Genomic DNA, 22220 nt, shown 5'->3' with positions numbered 1-22220 from the left:
GCCAGGAGTCCGCCTGCTCGTTACCGTACTGTGATCGAACCGCGTCGGGAATACCCCCGATGACCGTCGGCCCTCAGGACTCCTCGTGTCACCTTTTGCTCGGATCAACAACGCCAACTCCCCGCTCCTGCGCGTGGTCGTCGGGGCCCTGCTCCTCACCCTGATCGCGGGTGGACTGCTCGCGGTGTTCCGCCACAAGACGGTCACCGTGGACGTCGACGGGGAGACGATCGCGTTGAGCACGATGAGCACCGAGGTGGTCGACGTCCTCGCCGACGCCGGCTACTCGGTCGGTGACAAGGATGTGGTGGCGCCCGCCGCCGATTCCGCCGTCGCCGACGGCTCGACGGTGGTGCTGCGTCGCGCCCGCGAGCTCGCGCTCACCGTCGACGGCGAGCCGCGCACCATCTGGACCACCGCGCTGACGGTGGACGAGGCACTGCAGCAGCAGCGGCTCGAGGCGGACGTGCACGTCTCCGCCTCCCGCTCGCAGCGACTCCCGCTCGACGGCGCCGCCCTCGACGTGGTGAGCCCCAAGCTGGTCAGCCTGGTCGACGGCGCCGCCGCCGCGGCCGAGGTCCGGTTGGCCGCGCCGACGGTGGGCGAACTGCTGGCCGCCAAGGGCGTGCCGCTCGAGCCGACCGACACCGTGGCGCCCGCGGCCGACGCCAAGATCACGGACGGCATGCAGATCGCGGTCACCCGCACGCGCACCGAGAACGTGACCGAGACGCTGCCGCTCCTGCCGCCGGAGCAGCGCATCGAGGACCCGACGATGAACATGAGTAAGACCATCGTGGAGAACCCCGGCGCCCCCGGCGTGCACGACGTCACCTTTGCGGTCACCAAGGTCAACGGCGCCGAGACCGGCCGCCAGCAGCTCGATGCCGTCGTCACCACCCCCGCTCAGCCGAAGGTGGTCCGGGTCGGCGCCAAGCCGGGCACCGAGGTTCCGCCGGTGAGCAACGGCGCCACCTGGGACGCGCTCGCGCAGTGCGAGGCGACCGGAAACTGGGCGATCAACACCGGTAACGGCTTCTATGGCGGCGTGCAGTTCGACCAGAACACCTGGGAGCGGCAGGGCGGACTGCGGTACGCGCCGCGCGCCGACCTGGCCACCCGCGAGGAGCAGATCGCCATCGCGAGCAGGACGCAGGCGACCCAGGGCTGGGGCGCGTGGCCGGCCTGCACGTCCCGCCTCGGCATGCGCTGAGTGTCGGATTTCGCGGCAGCTCGGCAGAGGCGATAGGTTCATCTCGTGACAAACCCCGAGGTGAACCCCCTGTGACCAGCCCCGAGGTGAACCCCGCCGAGGGGAACCCGCGTGGCAAGGCCGCTCTGCTCGGCCCCGTCGAGGTGCGTGCGCTCGCCGCCGAGCTTGGCGTGCGACCCACCAAGCAGCTCGGCCAGAACTTCGTGCACGACGCCAACACGGTGCGCCGGATCGTGACCACGGCCGGTGTCGGCCGCGAGGACATCGTGCTCGAGGTCGGCCCCGGGCTCGGCTCGCTGACGCTGGCCCTGCTCGACGCGGTCGACTCGGTCATCGCCGTCGAGATCGACCCTGTGCTCGCCGCCAGGCTCCCGGACACCGCGTCGAAACGGGCTCCCGAGCTGGCGGACCGGCTGACGGTCGTGGGCGCCGACGCCATGAAGGTGATGCCCGCAGACCTGCCCGCCGCGCCGACCGCGCTGGTCGCGAACCTGCCCTACAACGTCGCCGTGCCGGTGTTGCTGCACCTGTTCTCCGAGTTTCCCAGCCTGCGCACCGCCCTGGTGATGGTGCAGGCGGAGGTCGCGGACCGGCTCGCCGCGGTGCCCGGCAACAAGATCTACGGGGTGCCCAGCGTCAAGGCCCGGTTCTTCGGTGACGTCCGGCGCGCGGGTGCCGTCGGCCGTCAGGTCTTCTGGCCGGTTCCGAAGGTGGAGTCCGGGCTGGTGCGGGTGGACCGCTACGCCGAGCCGCCGTGGCCGATCGACGAGGAGCATCGGCAGCGGGTGTGGGCCGTGGTCAATGCGGCCTTCGCGCAGCGGCGCAAGACACTGCGTGCCGCGCTCGCGACCTGGGCGGGTTCGCCCGTCGAGGCCGAGCGCCGACTGGTGGCGGCGGGGATCGACCCGTCCGCGCGCGGCGAGACGCTCGACGCGGCTGCCTATGTGCGGCTGGCGGGGGTCGGGCCGTCCGACTCGATCGGCTGACACGGCACTTACGTCTTAGCTCCATTGGGAGCATGTTGCGTTTAACGAATCACCAAGGGCAGCAACAGTATGCGGATTTCTACGCCGGACTGTCTTGTTGACTGTACGTTGACGCGAAGCGTGCTCGGCGCCAGTGCGGTTCTACGCCGCCGATGCGTGACCTAATCTTTGCTACTGATTGGAGTCTGTCCATGCCTCGTCCCATGATGCGTCGACTCGCGGCCACCGTTGTCGCCTCGGCAGTGCTGGCCGGTGGCCTCGCCGCCGGAGCGGGCGCTGCCTCCGCCGTCCCGGCCAATTCCCTCCCCGGCGGATCCCTCGCCGACGTCACCGGATCCTCTGACCTTGAGATTCCGAGCCCCTTCGGCGAGATTCTCAACGCGGTCGGTCGTTTCGTGGCGATGGACATTCTCGGGAGTTCTGAGCCCGGACCCAAGCCGGGCATGTAGGCGCTGACGCGCCTGTGCGCGTGTTGCACCCCAACTGAGGTGCAACACGCGCACAAGCGGCGTAGCCGCTGCTACTTGAACCGGCGCAGCCGCAGGCTGTTGCTCACCACGAAGACGCTGGAGAACGCCATCGCGGCACCGGCGAGCATCGGGTTGAGCAGGCCGGCCGCGGCGAGCGGGATCGCCGCCGCGTTGTAGGCGAACGCCCAGAACAGGTTGCCGCGGATGGTGCCGAGTGTCCTGCGGGACAACCGGATCGCGTCGGCGGCCGAGCGCAGGTCGCCGCGGACCAGGGTGATGTCGCTGGCCTCGATCGCCGCGTCGGTGCCGGTGCCCATCGCCAGACCCAGGTCCGCCTGGGCCAGGGCGGCGGCATCGTTGACGCCGTCGCCCACCATCGCGACCACCTTCCCGCGGGCCTGCAGCTCCTTGACCGCGTCGACCTTGTCCGCGGGCATGACCTCCGCCAGCACCGTGTCGATGCCGACCTGATCGGCCACGCTCCTGGCGGCCGCCGCGTTGTCGCCGGTCAGCAGCACCGGTTCGAGGCCGAGTCGCTTGAACTGCGCGATCGCTTCGGCGCTGGTGTCCTTCACCGCGTCGGCGACCACCAGCACGGCCCGCGCCGCGCCGTCCCAGCCGACCGCGATGGCGGTCTTGCCCGCGTTCTCGGCGGCCGCCTTCGCCTCGCTCAACGCCACCGGCAGGTGCAGCGACCAGTCCTCGAGCAGGGACGTCCGGCCCGCGACCACGGCGTGCCCGTCGACGATGCCCTGGACCCCACGGCCCTCGACGTTCTCGAACCCCTCCACCGACGGCAGGGGACCGGTCGTGTCGGCCGCGGCGGCGGTCGCGATCGCCTTGGCGATCGGGTGCTCGGAGGCGTGCTCCAGGGCGCCTGCCAGGCGCAGCGCCTCGGCGCGGTCGGTGCCCTCGGCCACGATCACGTCCTGCAGCGTCATCTTGCCGGTGGTTACCGTGCCGGTCTTGTCCAGCACGATGGTGTCCACCTTGCGGGTGGACTCGAGCACCTCGGGTCCCTTGATCAGGATGCCCATCTGGGCGCCGCGCCCGGTGCCGACGAGCAGGGCCGTCGGGGTGGCGAGCCCGAGCGCGCAAGGGCAGGCGATGATGAGCACCGCGACCGCGGCCGTGAACGCGACCGACAGCGGGTTGCCCGTTCCGATCCAGTAGCCCAGCGCGGCAACGGCAATCGCGATGGCGATCGGCACGAAGACCCCGGCGATGGTGTCGGCCAGGCGCTGCACCTGGGCCTTCCCGTTCTGCGCGTCCTCCACCAGGGCGGCCATCTGGGCCAGCTGGGTGTCGGCGCCGACCCTGGTCGCCCGGACGACGAGCCTGCCGCCTGCGTTGACGGTCGCACCGACCACCGCATCGCCCTCGGCCACCTCGATCGGGACGGATTCACCGGTCAGCATCGACATGTCCACCGCTGATCGGCCCTCGACGACCTGGCCGTCGGTGGCGATCTTCTCTCCCGGTCGCACCACGAACAGGTCATCGACCGCGAGTTCCGTTGCCGGAATGCGGGTCTCGACGCCGCTGCGGAGCACCGAGACCTCCTTGGCCCCGAGCTCGAACAGCGCGCGCATGGCGGCCCCGGCCCGCCGCTTGGAACGCTGCTCGAAGTACCGGCCCGCGAGCACGAATGTGATGACGCCCGCGGCGACCTCGAGGTAGATGTTGGCGGCGCCGTCGGTGCGCCCGATGGTGAGCGAGAACGGGTGCGTCATCCCGGGTTCTCCCGCGGTACCGAAGAACAGCGCGTACAGCGACCAGAGGAACGCCGAGCCGGTGCCGATGGTGATCAGGGTGTCCATCGTGGCGGCGGCGTGCTTGAGGTTCGCCCAGGTGGCCTTGTGGAACGGCAGCCCCGCCCACACGATGACCGGTGCGGCCAGCGTGAGTGACAGCCACTGCCAGTTGGTGAACTGCAGCGCCGGGATCATCGCCATGGCGATGACGGGGACGGACAGGATCGCCGAGACGATCAGCCGGGTGCGCAGGGCGGTGAGTGCCCTCGACTGCTCGTCCTCGGGCTCGGCGTCGGCGTCGCCCTCGCGGTCGGTCGAGGGCGGCTGGGGAACGGTGGCCGAGTAGCCCGCCTTCTCGACCTCGGCGATGAGGTCGGCCGAGGTGACCGCGGGGTCGAAGACGACCTTGGCCTTCTCGGTGGCGTAGTTGACGGTGGCGGTCACGCCCTCCATCTTGTTGAGCCGCTTCTCGATCCTGGCCGCGCAGGAGGCGCAGGTCATCCCGCCGATGGCGAGCTCGATGCTGGCGGTGTCGGTGGTCTCGGGAGCGAGGTACTCGGTGGTCATGTCAGTGGCCTTCGTGGGTGGAGACCGTGAATTCCGCTGTGCGGACTACGTTCTCGTGCTGGAAGTCGAGGAACAGGCGGTAGGTGCCGTCGGACGGCGCCTGCGCGTGGAATCTGACGCCCGGTCCGGGCGCGGTGACGCCGTCGCCGGGTTCGCCTTGCGGGTGCACGTGCAGGTAGGCGAGGTCGCCGGTGCGCAGCGCGACCAGGTGCCCGAACGCGCCGAGGTACGGCTGCAGGTCGGTCACCGGTTTGCCGTCGCGGGCCACGGTCAGGGTCAGCTTTCCGCCCGCGGTGCTGAGGTCGCCGGACAGGGTGACCTGGTAGCCGTCCACCTCGGCGACCCGAGTTTCCCGGGGCAGCGGGGCCGGGGCGAAGTCGCCGGCGACGTCGACATTGCGGCCGAGCGTCAGCTGCGGACCGCCGGTCGGCTGGAAGTCAGCGAACACGCGGTAGGTGCCACCCCTCGGCCAACTCCAGTCGAGGGACCAGGTGCCGTCCGTTGCCCGGACCGGGTGGACGTGGCGGAATTCGCTGGTGTCGCTGCGGACCACGATCAGGTGCAGCTGCTTCTCGTGTAGCTCGTCGTACTCGGTGACCGCGGCGCCGGACGGGCCGAGGATCCGGAAGTTCAGTGCGCCGGGGTTGTTGGCTTCGGTGGGTGCGGTGACCTCGGACAGGGTGTAGCCCTGCTCGGAGACCTGAAGGCCCGCGGGGGCGGTGGCGACGGCGGTGCCCGCGTCAGCGTGTCCGCCGTGGGTGGTGGTGTCGTGGGTGTTCGACATGTCGATCGGGCTTCCTGTTGCCGCGCCCAGCCCGAGGGCCGCCGCGAAGATCACGGCGAGCCCTCCGGCGTAGGCGGCGAGTTTGATCGGGGTGTTCATGGCCGTCCCTATGCGGGAGTGGCCGAGTAGCCGGCCTCGTCGACAGCGCCGAGCACGGCCGATTCGTCGAGCGGCGCGGCGCTGGTGATGGTGAGCCGGCCGGTGGGGACGTCGACCGCGATGTCGGTGACCCCGCCGAGCTTGCCGACCTCGGCGCGGACCGAGCCCGCGCAGTGGCCGCAGGTCATGCCGGTGACGGTGTAGTTCGCGATGGTCATGTCGTTCTCCCTCTGTGTGGCTTCATACCGCTGGGGGGTATGGGCTCTAGCATGGATGAAGGTACCCCCAGGGGGTAGGTGTCCGCAAGTCTCATTCGAGTGTTGCGGGTTTATACCCCCAGGGGGTATAAACCAACACACGGCATTCGCCGACACAGTCGCCCGGATTATCAGAAGGAGTGAACGAGATGAATCGGACACAGGACCCCGCCCAGACCCGAAAATGGTTGGCGCTGGGGTTGATTGCGCTCGCGCAGTTTGTGGTGATCATGGACACGTCGATCATCGGCGTCGCCCTGCCGGAGATGCGCGAGGATCTCGGCTTCACCCAGGGGAATCTCACCTGGGTGTTCAACGCGTACGTGGTGATGTTCGGGGGGATGCTGCTCCTCGGCGGGCGGCTGTCCGACCTGTACGGCGCGCGCCGGATGTTCGGCCTCGGCTGGCTCGTCCTGCTGGCGGGGTCGGCGGCCGCGGGTCTGGCGGGCAACGTGCCCACCGAACTCATCGGGCGGGCGGTGCAGGGCGTGGGCGCCGCGCTGATCGCGCCCGCCGCGCTCACCCTGCTGATGATGCTGTTCGGGTCCACCCCGCGGGAGCTGACCAGGGCGCTGGCCGTCTACGGCGCCGCGGCACCGGCCGGTGGAACCGCGGGCGTGTTCCTTGGCGGACTGCTCACCGAGTACGCCTCGTGGCCGCGGGTGTTCTTCATCAACATCCCGATCGCGGTGATCGCGCTCGTCGCGGCGCCCGCTCTGCTGCCCGGCGGCCGCGGTGGCGCGACCGGCGGCGTCGACCTGCTCGGTGCGCTCACCGTCACCCTCGGCATCGGGGCGGCGGTCTTCGGTGTCGTCCGCGCCCCCGAGGTCGGCTGGGCCGCCGCGCAGACGCGGGGGACCCTGCTCGCCGCGGCGGCGCTGATCGCGGGGTTCGTGGTGATCCAGTCCCGGCGGCGCGAACCACTGGTCCGGCTCGCGATCTTTCGGACCCCCAACCTGGGCGCCGCCAACCTGGCGCAGTTCCTGCTCGGGGCCGCGTGGATCCCGATGTGGTTCTTCCTGAACCTGTATCTGCAGCAGGTGCTCGGCTACTCGGCGTTCCCCAGCGGCGCCGCCCTCATCCCGATGACGGCGCTGATCATGATCGGCATGATCGTGCTCGCGCCCCGGCTGATCGCGAGGTTCGGGCCGAAGCCGATGGTGGTTTCGGGCCTGATCCTGCTGTCGGTGGGCCTGGCCTGGCTGTCGCTGGTTCGCCCGGACGGCAACTTCTGGGTCGACGTGCTGCCCGCGTCGCTGGTCTCGGCGCTCGGCATGGCACTGGCCTTCATCCCCTCGCTGGGCACTGCGATCTCCAGCGCCCGGCCGGAGGAGGGCGGACTGGCGTCGGGCATCGTCAACACCAGCTATCAGCTCGGCTCCGCGCTGGGTCTGGCCGCCGCGACGGCGGTCGGTGCCGCGCTCGGGGCGAACGAACTCGGGGATCGCGGCGCCCTGACGGACGGGTTCTCGGCGGCGTTCCTGGTCGCGGCGGGCGTGGCCTTGGTCGGCGCCGTTCTGGCCGGTCTGACACTGCGCGGTTCGCGGGCGTCCGCGCCGGATGCCGAGTCGGTGACGGTCTGATGGCGGGGGGAGCGGTCCGGCTGGACGACCCGAGGGTCAGGGCCGTGCTGCGCTGCGCGGCGGGCTGCCTGCTGGCCGCCATGCGGGTCCGGCTGGATCCGCGCTCCCGCGACGGCGAGCGCTGAGCATCGGTGGGTCATGGGACGCCGGCGCTCCGCTGTGGGCGAGTTTCCACGCGGCGCGTCGGCGCCCCGCAGCATCACCGGCGATCTCGGGCCCGTGCTGCGGGGGCCCAACGCGGATCGCGACCGAGGAGTGCGACCAGTTTGTCGAGGACGGGGGCGTCCGGGTCGAGGGGCCGGACCGGGGCGAACAGCGCGCCCGGCCCGCGCATGGCGGGTGAGTCGGGGTAGCCGGCGGCGAACCGCACCGCGGTGGCCACCCGACGATCCGCGGGACGGTAGTCGATGCCGGCCGCCCGGCTCAGGTCCCATCCGTGGGTGAGGACGTCGACGAAGTGGACACCGATGGCGATCGAGCCGGGCACCGTCCCGGAGCCCGCGACGGCGACGCTCCGGCTCAGGACGGCATCGTCGGTCAGGACCGAGTCGAGTTCGCGTGCGGCCGTTTCGAAGTCGGCGCGGGGGTTCGGTGTCCGTGGTGCGTCACCGGTGAGTTCCGCATGCGTGCTGTCGGCGGTGCCGGACAGGTGCGAGCGCATCGCCAGGGTGTTGGCGGTCAGGTGGCAGATCATCGCCCGGACGTCCCACTCGTCGCAGGGTGTCGGGAGATCGAGTTGATGCTCGCCCAGGTCGGCGACGAGGGCTCCCGTCAGTCCGAGTACCTCCCGATAGTGCTCGCGCAGGTCCATCGATACCTCCCTTAATATGTACGAACGATCGTACGGTTATTTGACCATTCGGAGGGCTTGCGAAGCAAGGGGGTTCCGCCCGCCGGGCGGCGAGCAGTGAACCGTCGCGCTCAGCTCCGGCGGTAGCGCTCGCTGAGCATCGCGTGGTGTTCGGCTCGCTGAAGACACTCCTCGCGGAGCTCCGGTGGGTCGAGCACCGTGAAGTCGACGCCGAAGGCGGTGAGCCATCCGGCGATGCCTGCGGCCGACTCGCCGCGCAGCTCGATCACGCAGCGGTCGCCGTCGGCCGACTCGAGCGCACCCCAGTACTCGTCGACCATCGGGGCGATCTGCTCGATCGGGGCGTCCAGCAGTACCCGCGCCGTGACCTGGCTGAGGGCTCGACTGATGCCGCTGGAGACGAACGCGGCGGCGTCGCCGGTCGGCAGCTCGCGCGGGGTGAACCGGGGTCCGCTGGGTGTCTTCGGGGTCATCCGGTCCACCCGGAACGACCGCCAGTCCTCGCGGGTCAGGTCCCAGGCGACCAGGTACCACCGCGCCCCGGCCCGGACCAGTCGGTGCGGTTCGACCTCTCGCCTGCTCTCGGTGCCGTCGTTGGTGCGGTAGTCGAAGCGCAGCCGCTCGTGCACGTGGCAGAGCGAGGCGATCGCGGAGAGCACCTTCGCGTCGACCGCGGACCGGGGCGCACCCTGCGGCACCACGTCGATCCGCAGCGCGTCGAGGCGGTGCCGCAGCCGCGAGGGCATCACCTGTCGCAGCTTGGTGAGCGCGCGCAGCGAGGAATCGCCGAGGCCCTCGACCGATCCGGTGGCGCCGGACTGCAGCCCGAAGGCGACGGCCAGCGCCTCTTCGTCGTCCAGCAGCAACGGCGGCATCTCCGCGCCTGCGCCGAGCTGATACCCGCCCCCGACGCCCACGCTCGCGTTGACCGGATAGCCCAGGTCGCGCAGCTTGTCCACGTCGCGGCGCACCGTTCGCGGCGTCACGTCGAGCCGTTCCGCCAGGTCCGCGCCCGACCACTCCCGCCGCATCTGCAGCAGCGACAGCAGTCGGAGCAGTCTCGCCGAGGTTTCCCGCATGGCTACACCCTGCCAGCCAATGCGGACAGTTGTGGTCCGCATTAGCAGGCTGACGCCAGCTCGAGGGGGACGTTCTCGGGTCGACTCACCGAGGGTGCCCCCGACAACCTCCCCCTCGGTCGAGTGGATCACTAGCGGTGTGCCTGGCGTGGCCGTGTGGTCTGCGTGACTCGTTGCGTATTACGAATCATGTTGTGTCGCAGTGGAATGAATTCGCGACCGCGGGTGCGGAGCGCAGGGTACGGTGACCCCCAATCACGACCGCGTCTGCCGATCCCGTCGGAGTCTCGTCCGGTTCGATCCGTCTCATCGAGTAGCTGTATTTCTCGACCGGGGGCGGGTGGGCTAGGTCGGTCCCGCGTGCAGCCACCACGGCGGGGCCTCATCCGGGGTCCTGCCCCTTTCACACAGGAGGATCTTGATGACACATCATTCCGGGCGCCGAATCATCTCGACAGTCGTCGTTGCTGCTGCCCTGGTAGTGGGTCTGGCGTGCGGTGCTGGAACCGCGGCGGCAGATTCCTCGGACCCGTCGGCGAACCCCGTCTACTCGGGGTCGGAGGCGATATTGGGGACTGCCGACGCGATCGGGTCGTCGGACGTGCTCTTCACGGTTACCAACGAGATCATGAGCCCTCTGAATGTGGGAAGCTCGGCGCTCGGCTCTGTCTGCGCTGCCGCGCGGAACCTCCTGCTGGGCCAGAACTACTGCTTGGCTCGTCCCGGAATGGGCGGTTGGGGCTGACGCCTCGCGAGTGCAGTCACAGCAGTGGGCGCCGCCGGAACGACTTCCGGCGGCGCCCACTGTGCTGTCAGTCGGTCCTTACACGGTGTTCAGAGCCTTGCCCATGCCCCGCTCCACCGCGTCGACCAGGCGCGGACGCAGCTCGGCCGCCGGCACGATCGCGTGCACCGAGCCGACCTCGCGGGCCCGCTCGATGTTGTGGATCGCCTCGAACTCGGCGGCCACCTCGCCCAGCTTGGCCGACCGGACCGCGGAGCGCTCGGCGGCGAGCTCGACACGCAGGCGGGTGCGTTCGGCGTTGTCCTCGGTCTCGGCCAGGCGAGCCTCGAGGTCCCGGACCGCGGGATCCGCCGCGGTGCGGGCGTTGACGTCGCGGGTGAACACCACGGCCGCGGCGGGCGCCCCGCCGAGCACGGAGGCGAAGGAGCCCTCGACCGCGAGCACCTCCATGTTCTCGTTCAGCGCACCGGAGAACACCACGAACGCGCCGCCGTGGTAGCGCGAGACCACCACGAACACGATCGGCCCGTCGAAGTTCACGATGGCACGGCCGATCTCGGCGCCGTACTCGAGCTGCAGGTTCCGCAGCGACTCCGGGGAGCCGTCGAAGCCGGACAGGTTCGCCAGCACCACTACCGGGCGGTTGCCGCTGGCCGCGTTGATCGCGCGGGCCGTCTTCTTCGACGAGCGCGGGAACAGCGTGCCGGAGGTCCACTGGTCGGGGCCGTCGGTCGGGAACCAGCCCTTACGGGCGATGGCGCGCGACTCGATGCCGATCACCGTCACCGCGTTGCCACCGAGGTGGGCGTCGAACACCACGGAGGTGTCGGCGTCGGCCATGTCGGCCCACCGTTCCAGCACCGCGTGGTCCTGATCGACCACGGAGCGCATCACGGTCCGGATGTCGAAGGGCTTCTTGCGGTCCGGGTTCGTCTCCCGCGAGAAGATCTCGCCGACCGTGGTGAACTCGCTCGACGGATGCACGTGCGGGAAGGTGCGGACGTCGCGGTCGATCGGGTCCGTGGAGTCGGCCTTGCGCGGGAAGCGTTCGCCCGCAGCGAGGTACGAGTGCTCGTAGTGCGTGAACAGGACGCCGATGGCCGCCGTCAGGTTCGGCGCCCAGTACTGCGCCTGGCCGTTCGGGCCCATCACCCGGTCGTAGCCGCCGATGCCGAAGTTGTCCTCCGCGGAGACGCCGCCCGAGTAGTCGAGTGACTGCTTGCCGGTCAGCACCATCGCGCTGTCCGGGGTCATCACCAGGATGCCCTTCGTGTGCATCAACATCGTGGCCTCGGCGTTCCAGTAGGGCTGGGCGCCGACGTTGATCCCGGCGACGAGGACGTTGATCTCGCCGCCGTTCTGGGTGAACGTGATGATCCTGCGCAGCCCGCGCGAGACCCAGTCCATGTTCTCGGTGCCGGATTCCATCGAGATGGTGGCGCCGGAGGAGAGGGCGAACCACTCGACGGGCACGCCGAGCCGCTCCGCCATGTCGATGGCCGCGACCACGCGGGAGCACTCGGCCTCGGCCACGGTGCCCAGCGCCTTCGTCGGATCACCGAACAGTGCGACGCGGGTCATGCCTTCGGGGTGCCGCTTGGTGGGCGTGGTCACCAGGCCGACGATGATGCCTGCGGTGTTCCGCCCGTAGGCGCGCTCGACCGGGACCAACGCGCCGGACTCGTCGAGGTCGTACTCGACGAACGTGCCACCCGCCGACAGGGCCGGGATCAGCTCGTAGGGGTAGACCGTGCCGCGGGCCTTGGAACGCTGCACCTTCTGGGTGTACGCGTCCAACGGCTTGAGCGGCTCGGTCGGCGGCTCGGTGACCGCGACCTGCAGGCCCGCGCCCGAGCGGTACGAGAACCGAACCGCCACCTGTCGCGGCGCCTCTTTGGGGGTCTCCTGCAGGCGGCCGATGATGGTGAGCTGCTCGAGTCCGGCGCCCACGGTCAGCGGTGCGACGTGCTGGGCGATCCGGGCGATCCGGTCGGCCGACACCTCGAACTTCGGCCACACGTAGAGCACAACGCGGTTGTTCTCGATGCGCTTGCTGCCGCGCTCGGCCTGGACCCGGCGGATGCCGTCGAGGCAGGCCACGACGGCCCGCTCGATGGCGGGCGCGGCGGCGATCTCGCCGTCCGCGTCCATCTGCAGCGTCAGGTCCCGCACCTGCGCCATCGCGATCAGCCGCTCGTCGGTCTGGTTCTCCTTGGCGACGAGGCGATACAGGAAGGTGTCGGCAGGGGCGGGCAGGCGGGTGCCGTCGAAGTTCTTGAGCCGCCACATGTTCAGGCGCTGAGCGGTCAGCGGGTGCATGTCGCGGATGATCTTGTCCTCGACCAGCCCCGAATCCGGCTCGGCCGCGGGCCGGAACGTCACGACGCGCTGCACCGTGATGTCGCCGGGGGTCGCCACCGTGACGGTGACACGGCGCCATGACACCGCTCCGCCGTGCTCCTGCAACGCCGTCCGCAGCGACTCGGCGAGGGTGTCGCCATTCGTGGGGGCGTCCGGCCAGGCGAGGTAGAGGTCGATGACCTGGTTGACCGGGGCGGGACCGACCGCCGCGTCGACGACGGCAAGCGCCTCGTCGAGGCGGGCCCGCTCGGCTGCGACCGAGACCAGGTTCAGCTGCTCACCCGCGAGCTCGAAAGTGCCGGTGACGCAGGGCAAGCCGTGACCGTCGAGGGCCTTGACGTCGTGCAGGCCGCGGATCTTGTAGTACTGCCGGGTGACCACCTCCAGCAGGTCGCCGGGCAGCGACAGCGGGTCGGCGAGGAGGCCGACCAGCGGCTCGGGGGTGTCCACCAGCGCGTCGATCCGCTCCGCACGGTCGACCGCTCCCGGACGCTCCGCGAGGTACTGCAGGCTGCCACGCACGCCGTCGTAGACCTGCTCGCGGGCCTTGCGGATCGCAGGCTCGTCGAAGATCCGGAACTGCAGGTTGCGGGCGACGTCGCCGACGACCGGGTAGCGCAGCTGGGTGGCGAGGACGAGGCGGTCGAGGACCTCCGCAAGGGCGGGGTAGTTGTCCGTGCAGACGCGGCCGTCGTGCAGCCACTGCGCGAGCAGGCCGGCGACGATCGGAACCTGGGTCTCCATCCGCTGCTGCGCGACGAAGATCCGGTAGACGGCCTCCTCCAGTTCCTTGGTGCGCTCGAGGTCGTTGACGTCGTAGTGACGCAGCGATCGGGAGAGCTTGGCGCGGAAGGAGTCCGGCATCCCGTGCACGTCCACGTCGAGGGACTGCAGGAAGGAGTGGAAATGCTCGCGCGGGCTGTGCACCCGCTCGACGGTGTCCTCCTCGTCGACGGTCGGCCGGTTGCGGGAGAGCTCGCAGAGGTCGGCGAACGTGGTCAGCAGGTTCAGCTCGGCGGCGACGAGGGTGGTGTCGGACTCGGGGAGCGACTCGCGCAGGGCGAGGTACTCGGCCAGCAGCGCGCGCGAGCGGGCGGCGTCGACGTCGAAGCCGGTGATCATCGCGCTCAGGGCGTCGAGCCGGGCCAGTGCCTCGGTGAGGTCGTCGCGGTCGCGGGTCTCGGGGGCGACGAACTCGACCCGCGGGGCCTGGGTGGTCACCGTCTCCTCGGCGACCTGGTCGACGCGCAGCAGCGGCGCGCCCGCATCCACCTGGGCGTTGACCACGGCGAGCACCTCGCGGACGGTGCCCGCGTAGGGCGCCCGGATCGCGGTCTCCATCTTCATCGCCTCGAGCACCACGAGGGTGTCGCCTGCTTCCACCTCGTCGCCGACGGCGACCGGGAGGGCGACCACCACGGCGGGGGAGGGGGCGCGCACGACGCCCGCCTCGTCCTGGCTGATCTGGTGGCTGATGCCGTCGACCTCGACGAGGTGATGGGCGGGTCCGGTGACGGAGACGATGTGGAACCGGCGGCCGCCGACCACGATCCGGCTCTCGAACTCACTGAGCCGGTCGACGTCGACCTCGACCTCGCCGCTGTCGCCGTCGATCCGGTAGCGGTGCGGACCGATCTGACCGACCACGAACTGGTAGGCCTGGCCCTGGTAGCTGAGTTCGACGGGCCGGCCGACACCGTGCTTGGCGCGCGGCCTGCCGCCGCGGGCGGCGGCGAGGAACGCGCCCCGCTCGTGGGCCTCTTCCGCGTCGTACACGCCGACCGCGGTCGCCAGCAACGCCACGGCGGCGGCGGGCGTCGGGCCGTTCGCGCTGCCTGCGCCGGTGCGGTCGAGCCATCCGGTGTCAGCGCTGGCGGTGATCACCTCTTCGTGGTCCAGCAGGTCCAGCAGGAACGACTTGGTGGTGGTGCCGCCGTCGAGGACGACGGTGGTCTCGCGCAGCGCGGTACGCAGCCGGGCGAGGGCCTCGGACCGATCCCGGCCCCAGGCGATGACCTTGGCGACCATGGAGTCGTAGTCGGGCGGGATGACATCGCCCTGGGCGATGCCGGTGTCCACGCGCAGCCCGGATCCGAGCGGGAACTTGAGCAGGCGCACGGTGCCGGGGGCCGGAGCGAACCCGTTGTCGGCGTCCTCCGCGTTGAGCCGGGCCTCGACGGCGTGGCCGAATTCGGGCGGGCAGTCGCCGACCAGCGGGTCGCCGCCCGCGACCTGGATCTGCAGCTTGACCAGGTCGATGCCGGTGGTGGCCTCGGTGATCGGGTGCTCGACCTGCAGGCGGGTGTTGACCTCGAGGAAGGTGAAGACCTGCTGGGAGGGCTGGTACAGGTACTCGACAGTGGCGGCGCCGCAGTAGCCGGCCGCGCGCACCAGGTCGGCGGAGACGCCGCGCAGGTGGTCGGCCTGCTCCTTGCTCAGCAGCGGAGAGGCCGACTCCTCGATCACCTTCTGGTTCTTGCGCTGGATGGAGCAGTCCCGCACGCCGGGGGCCCAGACGTTGCCGTGCGCGTCGGCGATGACCTGCACCTCGACGTGCCGGGCCTCGGTGACCAGGCGCTCGATGAACACGACCGGGTCGCCGAAGGAACGCTCCGCCTCGCCCTGAGTGCGCTCGAGGGCGAGCTCGAGTTCGTCCTCGGCGAAGACCTTGCGGATGCCACGGCCACCGCCGCCGGAGCGGGCCTTGATGATCAGCGGGTACCCGATGGCCTGTGCGTGCCTGCGGGCGTCCGCGCGGGTCTCGACGGGACCGCCGGACCATGGCGCGACCGGGACGCCGACCTTCTCGGCGAGCAGCTTGGCCTCGACCTTGTCGCCGAGCAGGCGCATGGCGTCGCCCGAGGGGCCGATGAAGGTGATGTTCAGGCGGGCGCAGAGGTCCGCGAATGCCGGGTCCTCGGCGACGAAGCCCCAGCCGACCCAGACGGCGTCGGCCCTTGCCTCGATCAGGGCGCGCTCGAGCTCGGCGTGGTCGAGGTAGGGGGTGGCGGCCGTGGTGGACGGCCGCAGGGTGACACCCTCATCCGCCTGCCGGACGAACATCGCCCGCCGCTCGGCGTCCGTGTGCAGCGCGATCGTCGTGATGCCGTACGGGTGCTCGGCATTGAGCTCGCGCACCGCCCGGATCAGGCGTACCGCCGCCTCACCCCGATTGACCACCGCTACACGTTTGAACATCCTCGCCCACCGTTCTCGAAATGTGTGTGTCGACTGCGCCGCGCCTACGCGACCGTCCGCCGTCCCGAACCCCCGAAGGGGCCGGAGCCGGTGTGCAGTCCGGACCGGTTGGCCTGGGACATGCCCGACCGAGTGCGGTTGGGACCCGAAACCTCGTATGGAAACGAAGTCGAGGCGCGAGCGAATTGATCCGGTCACGCGTAATCCTCGCCCGGCCTGGCGTCCCAAGTCGACCCTGCCGGTACGCAAGCATGCAGTATTTCGTCGACATTGTCATGTCGCGTCGGCCGGGGGCAAAGGATCGACTAATGTCGTTGCAGTGCAGTCTAATTCGATCGCATCCCGACGGGGTTCGGAGAGTGAATCGGTACTACCAACCGGTAATAAGTTTGATACTGGCGAGTAGGTATAACGCGTACTCGTGAGTAGGAATTGATTTACTCACGAGTAGGGTTACCGGCAGGCGAAGTTTTCATATTGAGAAAGATGCTGTTACGCGGAGTATCAATTTCCTGGCGAGAACACTTGATCTTGATATCTGCAGGTGAATGGATTGTGCCTCCGCGTGCCAAATCAAGTTGATCTTGCCGGGGCTCTGGCAGGCCCCGGACCTGGACATTTGCTCAAGTGGATTCGGTTTTCCGAATGATGTAGAACAGGTCTCACGCGCAACTGGCTCGTGATCTTTCTCACAGAATCTCTGCGGGAATGCGACACGGCCGGAGCGCGGAAAGACAGGTCCCCGGGGGACCGGAGCCGCTCACGGTTCCGGGCACGGGATTTCAGGAAAGGCGCGCAATGCTGCTGCCGATGTCACCGACCGACTCGATGTTCCTGCTGGGGGAGTCCCGAGACCATCCGATGCACGTCGGGGGTCTGGCGCTCTTCACGCCGCCGGAGGGTGCAGGGGCGCGGGACGTGCGGGCGATGCTCGACGCAGCCTTTGCCAGGGGTGAGGTCTCGCCGCTGCTGCGCAAGCGGGCGCGGCGATCTGTGACCTCGCTCGGACAGTGGGGCTGGGAGACCGACACCGACATCGACCTCGGCCACCACGTCAGCCACGAGGCGCTCCCGGCGCCCGGCGGGATCACGGAATTGCTCGAACTGGTCTCCCGCCTGCACGGCGGCCTGCTCGACCGCAGCCGCCCGCTCTGGGAGATGCACCTGATCGAGGGCCTCGAGGACGGCCGGTTCGCGGTCTACACGAAGATCCACCACGCACTGGCCGACGGCGTGTCCGCGATGAAACTACTGCGCAGCGCGCTCAGCGAGGATCCGGAGGCGCGCGAGATGCCCGCCCCGTGGGAGCCGCTCGTGCGGGAGCGTCCCGCGCTCGCGCTCGTCCCGGACGTCTCCGACGACGGTTCCGTCGAGCCCGCCCGTGGTGGTCCTCTCGACCTGGCGTCCGCGGTGCTGCGCGTCGCGCGTGGCGCAGTCGGCGAGGCGGTCGGCCTCCTGCCCGCGCTCGCGGGCACGGTCGACCGGGCCAGGCACGACCGCGGCGGGTCACTCTCCTTCGCCGCGCCCAGCAGCATCTTCAACGTGCCGATCGGGGGTGCCCGGCGGTTCGCGGCACAGTCCTGGCCGATCGAGCGGCTGCGGTTGGTCGCGAAATGCGGTGACGCCACGATCAACGACGTGGTGCTGGCGATGTGCGCGGGCGCGCTGCGCGCCTACATGGACGAACTCGACGCGCTCCCGGCCGACCCGCTGATCGCGATGGTGCCGGTCTCGCTGCGACGTGAACCGCATGAGGTCAAGGCGGGCAACGAGATCGGGCTGCTGATGTGCAATCTCGCCACGCACCTCGACGATCCGGCGGCCCGCCTCGACACGGTGCGCACCGCCATGCGCGAGGGGAAGGACTCGATGCGCACCATGAGCACGGCGCAGGTCCTGGCCACCAGCGCGCTCGGCGTCGCCCCGCTGGCGCTGGGCATGTTCGGCCTCGGTGGGCCGGTCCGCCCCGCGAATGTGATGGTCTCCAACGTGCCGGGTCCCGGGACGCCGCTCTACTGGAACGGTGCCCGGCTGAGCGCGCTCTACCCGCTGTCGATCCCGGTCGACGGGCAGGCCCTCAACATCACCTGCACCAGCACCGACGACGAGATCGCGTTCGGACTGACCGGCTGCCGCCGCAGCGTGCCGCCGCTGCAGCCACTACTCGGATATCTCGACGACGAGCTCGCCGCGCTCGAGCGGGCCGTCGGATTGTGACACCGGAGAGGGAGAGGACGATTCAATGCAGCTCACCGCACATGACCAGTCCCTGTTTCGAGATGAGCCCGCGCCACACCGGGTCCGCTCTGCCGTGGCCATCGCGCTGGCCGCATCCGTCCCCTCCGCCGCGCCAGCGCTCCTGGTCACCGGGTCCGCCCTCGCGGGGGTTCTGATCGCCGCATTCACCAGCATCTGCGTCGGCCTGGCCGCCGTGATGATCTGACAGCGGACTCGATCAGCCGATCGGCCCCGCGAGCATCCAACGGTGGCCGAACGGGTCCAGCAGGGTGGCGCCGCGATGGCTGTTCTCGTTCGCCGGTTCGCGTTCGACGGCCGCGCCCGTCGCGCGCGCCCGCTCCAGGGTGGCGTCGGTGTCGGCGACCGGCAGCATCAGGCTCACTCCGGAACGGCCGGGGGCGGGCGCGGTGAAACCGATCTCGGGGAACTCGTCGGCCAGGTACAGCGTGCCGTCGCCGATCGCCAGCTCACAGTGACCGATCCGGCCGTCGGGCATCATCACCGGCTCGCCGTCGACCCGGGCGCCGAAGGCCTCGGCGTACCACTCGATCGCGCGGCGGGCGTCGGGCACGGACAGGTAGGGCAGGGCGGCGGGCCGCGGCACCACGGTCCGCTGCTGGTCGGGGTCGCGGGGGTCGGTCATGACGGCTCCTTGGTGGGTTGGTGGCGTCCACCTCCATGGTCGTCCCCTCGGCGCGGTCATCGGACCGCATTTGTTCCACTACGCTGGTGCCTTGTGCTGTCCGCTGTTCCTCGCCCGGTGATCGTCCGGGCACCGTCGAAGGTCAATCTGCACCTCGGCGTCGGTGACCTGCGCGAAGACGGCTATCACGAGCTCACCTCGGTCTTCCAGGCGCTCTCGCTGCACGACGACGTCGAGGTCCGCGACGCGGACGAGCTCTCGGTCGTGGTGCAGGGCGAGAGCGCGCGGGTGGTGCCGACGGACCACCGCAACCTGGTCTGGCAGGCGGCCGAGCTGCTCGCCGAGCGGGCGGGCAGGGACCCCGCGGTCGCGATCGCGATCGCCAAGGGCATCCCGGTCGCGGGTGGCATGGCAGGCGGCAGCGCCGACGCCGCGGCGACCCTGGTCGCCCTCGACGAGCTCTGGGAGCTCGGCCTCGAGCGCGCCGATCTGGACGAATACGCGGCCCGGCTCGGCAGCGACGTGCCGTTCTCGCTGCGCGGCGGCACCGCGATCGGTACCGGTCGCGGGGAGAAATTGCTGCCGGTGCTGTCCCGCAACACCTTTCACTGGGTCCTCGCGCTCGCCAAGGGTGGGCTGCGGACCCCGGACGTGTTCCGCGAGCTGGACCGGTTGCGCGCCGAGGGCGACCCGCCCCGGCTCGGTGACCCCGACGAGCTGATGCACGCGCTGGCCGTCGGGGATCCCCATCAGCTCGCCCCCCTGCTCGGCAACGACCTGCAGCCCGCGGCGCTGTCCCTCAAGCCGGAGCTGCGCCGCACCCTGCGGGCGGGCACCGCCGCGGGTGCCCTGGCCGGCATCGTCTCGGGCTCGGGGCCCACCTGTGCCTTTCTCTGCGCGGACGCCGACGCGGCCGTGGCGGTCAGCGCGGAACTGGCGGGCGCGGGCGTCTGCCGGACCGTGCGAACAGCCCACGGCCCGGTGCCCGGTGCCCGCGTGATCGACGACAAGACGGAGCACTGATGGCGAATCTGATCAATCTGGAGCAGGTCTCGAAGTCATTCGGGATCAAACCGCTGCTCGACTCGGTGTCGCTCGGCGTCCAGGAGGGCGAGCGGATCGGTGTCGTCGGCCTCAACGGCGGCGGCAAGACCACCATGCTCGAGGTGCTCGCCGGCATCGAACCGCCGGACTCCGGCCGGGTGAGCCGGGTCGGCGGACTGCGGATGGCGGTGGTCACCCAGCGCGGCGTGCTGCCCGCGGGCTCGAGCGTCGCCGACGTGGTCCTCGCCCCGCTCGGGGTCGACGAACACGAATGGGCGGGCAACGCCCGGATCCGGTCGATCCTGACCGGAATCGGGATCGACGCCGTCGGCCTCGATCGCATGGTCGAGGGGCTGTCCGGTGGCGAACGGCGCCGGGTGGCTCTGGCCGCCGCGCTGGTGCAGGACCTGGACCTGCTGGTGCTCGACGAGCCGACCAACCACCTCGACGTCGAGGGCGTGCAGTGGCTGGCCGAGCACCTCGTCGACCGGCGCAGCGCGCTGGTGGTCGTCACGCACGACCGGTGGTTCCTCGACACCGTCGCCAACCGCACGTGGGAGGTCGTCGGCGGAAAGGTCGAGGCCTACGAGGGCGGCTACAACGACTGGATCTTCGCCCGCGCCGAGCGCTCCCGGCAGGCCGACGCCTCCGAGGAGCGCCGCAGGAACCTGGCCCGCAAGGAACTCGCCTGGCTGCGGCGCGGTGCGCCCGCCCGCACCTCCAAGCCCAAGTACCGGATCGAGGCGGCCGAGGCGCTGATCGCCGACGTGCCCCCGCCCAGGGACAAGGTCGCGCTGGCGTCGTTCGCGAACAGCCGACTCGGCAAGGTGGTCATCGAACTCGAGGACGCCACGATCGCCGCGCCGGACGGCCGGGAACTCGTGAACGATCTGACCTGGCGCTTGGCACCCGGCGAGCGCATCGGCCTGGTCGGCGTCAACGGCTCCGGCAAGACCACGCTGCTGCGCACCCTCGCGGGCGAACTCGAGCCCGCGACGGGCCGACGGAAGCAGGGTCAGACCGTCAAGATCGGTTGGCTCCGCCAGGAACTCGACGACCTGCCGACCGATCTGCGCGTGCTCGAGGCGGTCAAGGATGTCGCCGAGCGGATCGTGTTGGGCGACAAGGAAATATCCGCCGGTCAGCTGGCCGAGCGACTGGGCTTCACGCCGGCCCGTCAGCGCACCCGAGTGGGCGATCTGTCCGGTGGCGAGCGGCGACGGCTCCAGCTGACCCGGGTCCTGATGTCGGAGCCGAACGTGCTGCTGCTCGACGAGCCGACCAACGACCTGGACATCGACACCCTCCAGCAGCTCGAGGACATCCTCGACGGCTGGGCGGGCACGATGGTGGTGATCAGTCACGATCGCTACCTGATCGAGCGGATCTGTGACTCCACCTGGGCGCTGTTCGGTGACGGCAAGCTCACCAACCTGCCCGGCGGCATCGTCGACTACCTGCGCAGGCGTCGGGCCGCGGTCGAGGCCGCCGGTACCACCAGTCAGGCGCTGTCGGGTTCGTCCGCGCCCGCACCGCTGAGGGACGGCGCCGCGGACCGGGCGGCCCGCAAGGAGCTGAGCAAGCTCGAGCGCCAGATCGTCAAGCTCGACGAGCGCGAGACGAAGCTGCACGCGGCGTTGGCGGAGGCCGCGACCGATCCGGCGAAGCTGCAGTCGCTGGACGCGGAGCTCCGGCAGGTCGTGATGGACAAGGACGGCGCCGAGGAGCGCTGGATGGAGCTCGCCGCCGAGCTGGAGTGAACCGGCGCTCACCCATTCCGGTCTCCTTCGCAGGCGAAGAAGACTAGTCTGCGAGCAGGTCAGTATCTGTGCATGAGTCCCGTCATGGAAGGCGTGCATCATGGATCTGGAGGCCGTCGCCGAGATCTGCAGACTCAAATACCGGTACACCCGCGCGCTGGACACCAAGGACTGGGCCACGTTCCGCGACACCCTGTTGCCCGACGCGACGGCGACCTACGGCGAGCATCTCCGGTTCGAGGATCGTGATGCGCTCGTCTCCTTCATGGAGATCACGCTGGCCCCGCACGTGCTGACCGAGCACCTGACCGGGCAGCCCGAGATCGACGTGGACGGTGACAGCGCGTCCGGGGTCTGGGTGCTCTCGGACACGGTGATCATTCCGGAGGACGGGATGATGCTGCGCGGTGCGGCCTACTATCACGATCGGTATGCCAAGGGCGCCGACGGACGATGGCGCATCTCGCACACGGGCTACGAGCGCACCTACGAGGTGGTCATCTCCCTCGCCGACATCCCGAGCTTCCAGGTCACCTCGAGCCGCTGGGCGCTCTCGGTGACCCCGGCCGCCACCCAGGCCTCCGCCTGACGGAGATCGGGCAGAGTCGAATCGTGCTCGGCCCGAGGC

Annotated in this window: 17 protein-coding genes; 10 read left to right on the top strand and 7 right to left on the bottom strand. The window is 70.1% G+C overall.

Annotation, left to right across the window (positions count from 1 at the left end):
• Window positions 1-85: 85 nt before the first annotated feature.
• The 3 genes from C8K38_RS27985 (at window position 86) to C8K38_RS14475 (ending at window position 2648) form a co-directional block, all read left to right on the top strand.
• Window positions 86-1213: a resuscitation-promoting factor gene (locus C8K38_RS27985; protein WP_097212274.1), complete on the top strand. Its 1128-nt coding sequence runs from the start codon at window positions 86-88 to the stop codon at window positions 1211-1213.
• Window positions 1214-1284: 71 nt separating this feature from the next.
• Window positions 1285-2199, top strand: a complete 915-nt coding sequence (gene rsmA, locus C8K38_RS14480) for a 16S rRNA (adenine(1518)-N(6)/adenine(1519)-N(6))-dimethyltransferase RsmA (RefSeq protein ID WP_179800583.1) — start codon at window positions 1285-1287, stop codon at window positions 2197-2199.
• Window positions 2200-2390: 191 nt separating this feature from the next.
• Window positions 2391-2648, top strand: coding sequence for a hypothetical protein (locus C8K38_RS14475; RefSeq protein WP_143548466.1), 258 nt, complete (start codon window positions 2391-2393; stop codon window positions 2646-2648).
• 71 nt (window positions 2649-2719) lie between these two features.
• Here the strand turns inward: C8K38_RS14475 and C8K38_RS14470 are convergent, their stop codons facing one another.
• The 3 genes from C8K38_RS14470 to C8K38_RS14460 are packed head-to-tail and all read right to left on the bottom strand — an operon-like array spanning window position 2720 to window position 6091.
• On the bottom strand, window positions 2720-4990 hold the full coding sequence (locus tag C8K38_RS14470) for a heavy metal translocating P-type ATPase (protein ID WP_097212276.1): 2271 nt from the start codon (window positions 4988-4990) through the stop codon (window positions 2720-2722).
• A 1-nt stretch (window position 4991) separates the two neighbouring features.
• On the bottom strand, window positions 4992-5873 hold the full coding sequence (locus C8K38_RS14465; protein ID WP_097212277.1) for a hypothetical protein: 882 nt from the start codon (window positions 5871-5873) through the stop codon (window positions 4992-4994).
• An 8-nt stretch (window positions 5874-5881) separates the two neighbouring features.
• The gene (locus tag C8K38_RS14460) at window positions 5882-6091 is read right to left on the bottom strand and encodes a heavy-metal-associated domain-containing protein (protein ID WP_077042609.1); all 210 of its coding nucleotides are present in this window, start codon (window positions 6089-6091) and stop codon (window positions 5882-5884) included.
• A gap of 188 nt (window positions 6092-6279) precedes the next feature.
• On the opposite strand from C8K38_RS14460, the gene C8K38_RS14455 reads away from it, so the two are divergent.
• Window positions 6280-7713, top strand: a complete 1434-nt coding sequence (locus C8K38_RS14455) for an MFS transporter (RefSeq protein WP_097212403.1) — start codon at window positions 6280-6282, stop codon at window positions 7711-7713.
• A complete protein-coding gene (locus C8K38_RS27685) occupies window positions 7713-7838 on the top strand; it encodes a hypothetical protein (protein ID WP_257017510.1) in 126 nt (41 codons plus the stop codon). Before C8K38_RS14455 ends, C8K38_RS27685 begins: the two co-directional genes overlap by 1 nt.
• A gap of 74 nt (window positions 7839-7912) precedes the next feature.
• Here C8K38_RS27685 and C8K38_RS14450 read toward each other — a convergent pair whose 3' ends face one another.
• From C8K38_RS14450 to C8K38_RS14435, 3 genes are all read right to left on the bottom strand, one after another.
• On the bottom strand, window positions 7913-8524 hold the full coding sequence (locus C8K38_RS14450; protein WP_097212278.1) for a TIGR03086 family metal-binding protein: 612 nt from the start codon (window positions 8522-8524) through the stop codon (window positions 7913-7915).
• 110 nt (window positions 8525-8634) lie between these two features.
• Window positions 8635-9603 (bottom strand): helix-turn-helix transcriptional regulator, encoded by a 969-nt coding sequence (locus C8K38_RS14445; protein WP_097212279.1) that lies wholly within the window; start codon window positions 9601-9603, stop codon window positions 8635-8637.
• 823 nt (window positions 9604-10426) lie between these two features.
• Window positions 10427-15907, bottom strand: coding sequence for an ATP-binding protein (locus C8K38_RS14435; protein ID WP_097212281.1), 5481 nt, complete (start codon window positions 15905-15907; stop codon window positions 10427-10429).
• A 798-nt stretch (window positions 15908-16705) separates the two neighbouring features.
• On the opposite strand from C8K38_RS14435, the gene C8K38_RS14430 reads away from it, so the two are divergent.
• Both C8K38_RS14430 and C8K38_RS26905 read left to right on the top strand, forming a co-directional pair.
• Complete coding sequence (locus C8K38_RS14430; RefSeq protein WP_097212282.1) at window positions 16706-18124, top strand: WS/DGAT/MGAT family O-acyltransferase; 1419 nt, start codon at window positions 16706-16708, stop codon at window positions 18122-18124.
• A gap of 25 nt (window positions 18125-18149) precedes the next feature.
• Window positions 18150-18350, top strand: coding sequence for a hypothetical protein (locus C8K38_RS26905; protein WP_143548467.1), 201 nt, complete (start codon window positions 18150-18152; stop codon window positions 18348-18350).
• A 12-nt stretch (window positions 18351-18362) separates the two neighbouring features.
• On the opposite strand, the gene C8K38_RS14425 is transcribed toward C8K38_RS26905, so the two are convergent.
• Window positions 18363-18788, bottom strand: coding sequence for a VOC family protein (locus C8K38_RS14425; RefSeq protein ID WP_373560261.1), 426 nt, complete (start codon window positions 18786-18788; stop codon window positions 18363-18365).
• Between the two features lie 93 nt (window positions 18789-18881).
• Between C8K38_RS14425 and C8K38_RS14420 the strand changes: the two genes are divergently transcribed.
• The 3 genes from C8K38_RS14420 to C8K38_RS14410 all read left to right on the top strand — a co-directional run bounded on the left by C8K38_RS14420 (window position 18882) and on the right by C8K38_RS14410 (window position 22181).
• The gene (locus C8K38_RS14420; protein WP_097212284.1) at window positions 18882-19811 is read left to right on the top strand and encodes a 4-(cytidine 5'-diphospho)-2-C-methyl-D-erythritol kinase; all 930 of its coding nucleotides are present in this window, start codon (window positions 18882-18884) and stop codon (window positions 19809-19811) included.
• The gene (locus C8K38_RS14415; RefSeq protein WP_097212285.1) at window positions 19811-21592 is read left to right on the top strand and encodes an ABC-F family ATP-binding cassette domain-containing protein; all 1782 of its coding nucleotides are present in this window, start codon (window positions 19811-19813) and stop codon (window positions 21590-21592) included. Before C8K38_RS14420 ends, C8K38_RS14415 begins: the two co-directional genes overlap by 1 nt.
• 100 nt (window positions 21593-21692) lie before the next feature.
• Complete coding sequence (locus C8K38_RS14410) at window positions 21693-22181, top strand: nuclear transport factor 2 family protein (RefSeq protein ID WP_097212286.1); 489 nt, start codon at window positions 21693-21695, stop codon at window positions 22179-22181.
• Window positions 22182-22220: the final 39 nt, after the last annotated feature.

It is taken from the genome of Rhodococcus sp. OK611 (assembly GCF_003050885.1).
GTDB classification, from domain to species: domain Bacteria; phylum Actinomycetota; class Actinomycetes; order Mycobacteriales; family Mycobacteriaceae; genus Rhodococcus_G; species Rhodococcus_G oryzae.
This window is presented reverse-complemented; position numbering and strand designations above follow the sequence as displayed.

What these genes read in the sequence shown, in the direction of transcription:
- C8K38_RS14450 (WP_097212278.1), bottom strand. Translation starts at nt 8,524, where the DNA reads ATGGACCTGCGCGAGCACTATCGGGAGGTACTCGGACTGACGGGAGCC.
- C8K38_RS14430 (WP_097212282.1), top strand. Translation starts at nt 16,706, where the DNA reads ATGCTGCTGCCGATGTCACCGACCGACTCGATGTTCCTGCTGGGGGAG.
- C8K38_RS27685 (WP_257017510.1), top strand. Translation starts at nt 7,713, where the DNA reads ATGGCGGGGGGAGCGGTCCGGCTGGACGACCCGAGGGTCAGGGCCGTG.
- C8K38_RS14425 (WP_373560261.1), bottom strand. Translation starts at nt 18,788, where the DNA reads ATGACCGACCCCCGCGACCCCGACCAGCAGCGGACCGTGGTGCCGCGG.
- C8K38_RS14465 (WP_097212277.1), bottom strand. Translation starts at nt 5,873, where the DNA reads ATGAACACCCCGATCAAACTCGCCGCCTACGCCGGAGGGCTCGCCGTG.
- C8K38_RS14445 (WP_097212279.1), bottom strand. Translation starts at nt 9,603, where the DNA reads ATGCGGGAAACCTCGGCGAGACTGCTCCGACTGCTGTCGCTGCTGCAG.
- C8K38_RS14435 (WP_097212281.1), bottom strand. Translation starts at nt 15,907, where the DNA reads ATGTTCAAACGTGTAGCGGTGGTCAATCGGGGTGAGGCGGCGGTACGC.
- C8K38_RS14470 (WP_097212276.1), bottom strand. Translation starts at nt 4,990, where the DNA reads ATGACCACCGAGTACCTCGCTCCCGAGACCACCGACACCGCCAGCATC.
- C8K38_RS14460 (WP_077042609.1), bottom strand. Translation starts at nt 6,091, where the DNA reads ATGACCATCGCGAACTACACCGTCACCGGCATGACCTGCGGCCACTGC.
- C8K38_RS14415 (WP_097212285.1), top strand. Translation starts at nt 19,811, where the DNA reads ATGGCGAATCTGATCAATCTGGAGCAGGTCTCGAAGTCATTCGGGATC.
- C8K38_RS14455 (WP_097212403.1), top strand. Translation starts at nt 6,280, where the DNA reads ATGAATCGGACACAGGACCCCGCCCAGACCCGAAAATGGTTGGCGCTG.
- C8K38_RS14410 (WP_097212286.1), top strand. Translation starts at nt 21,693, where the DNA reads ATGGATCTGGAGGCCGTCGCCGAGATCTGCAGACTCAAATACCGGTAC.
- C8K38_RS14475 (WP_143548466.1), top strand. Translation starts at nt 2,391, where the DNA reads ATGCCTCGTCCCATGATGCGTCGACTCGCGGCCACCGTTGTCGCCTCG.
- C8K38_RS26905 (WP_143548467.1), top strand. Translation starts at nt 18,150, where the DNA reads ATGCAGCTCACCGCACATGACCAGTCCCTGTTTCGAGATGAGCCCGCG.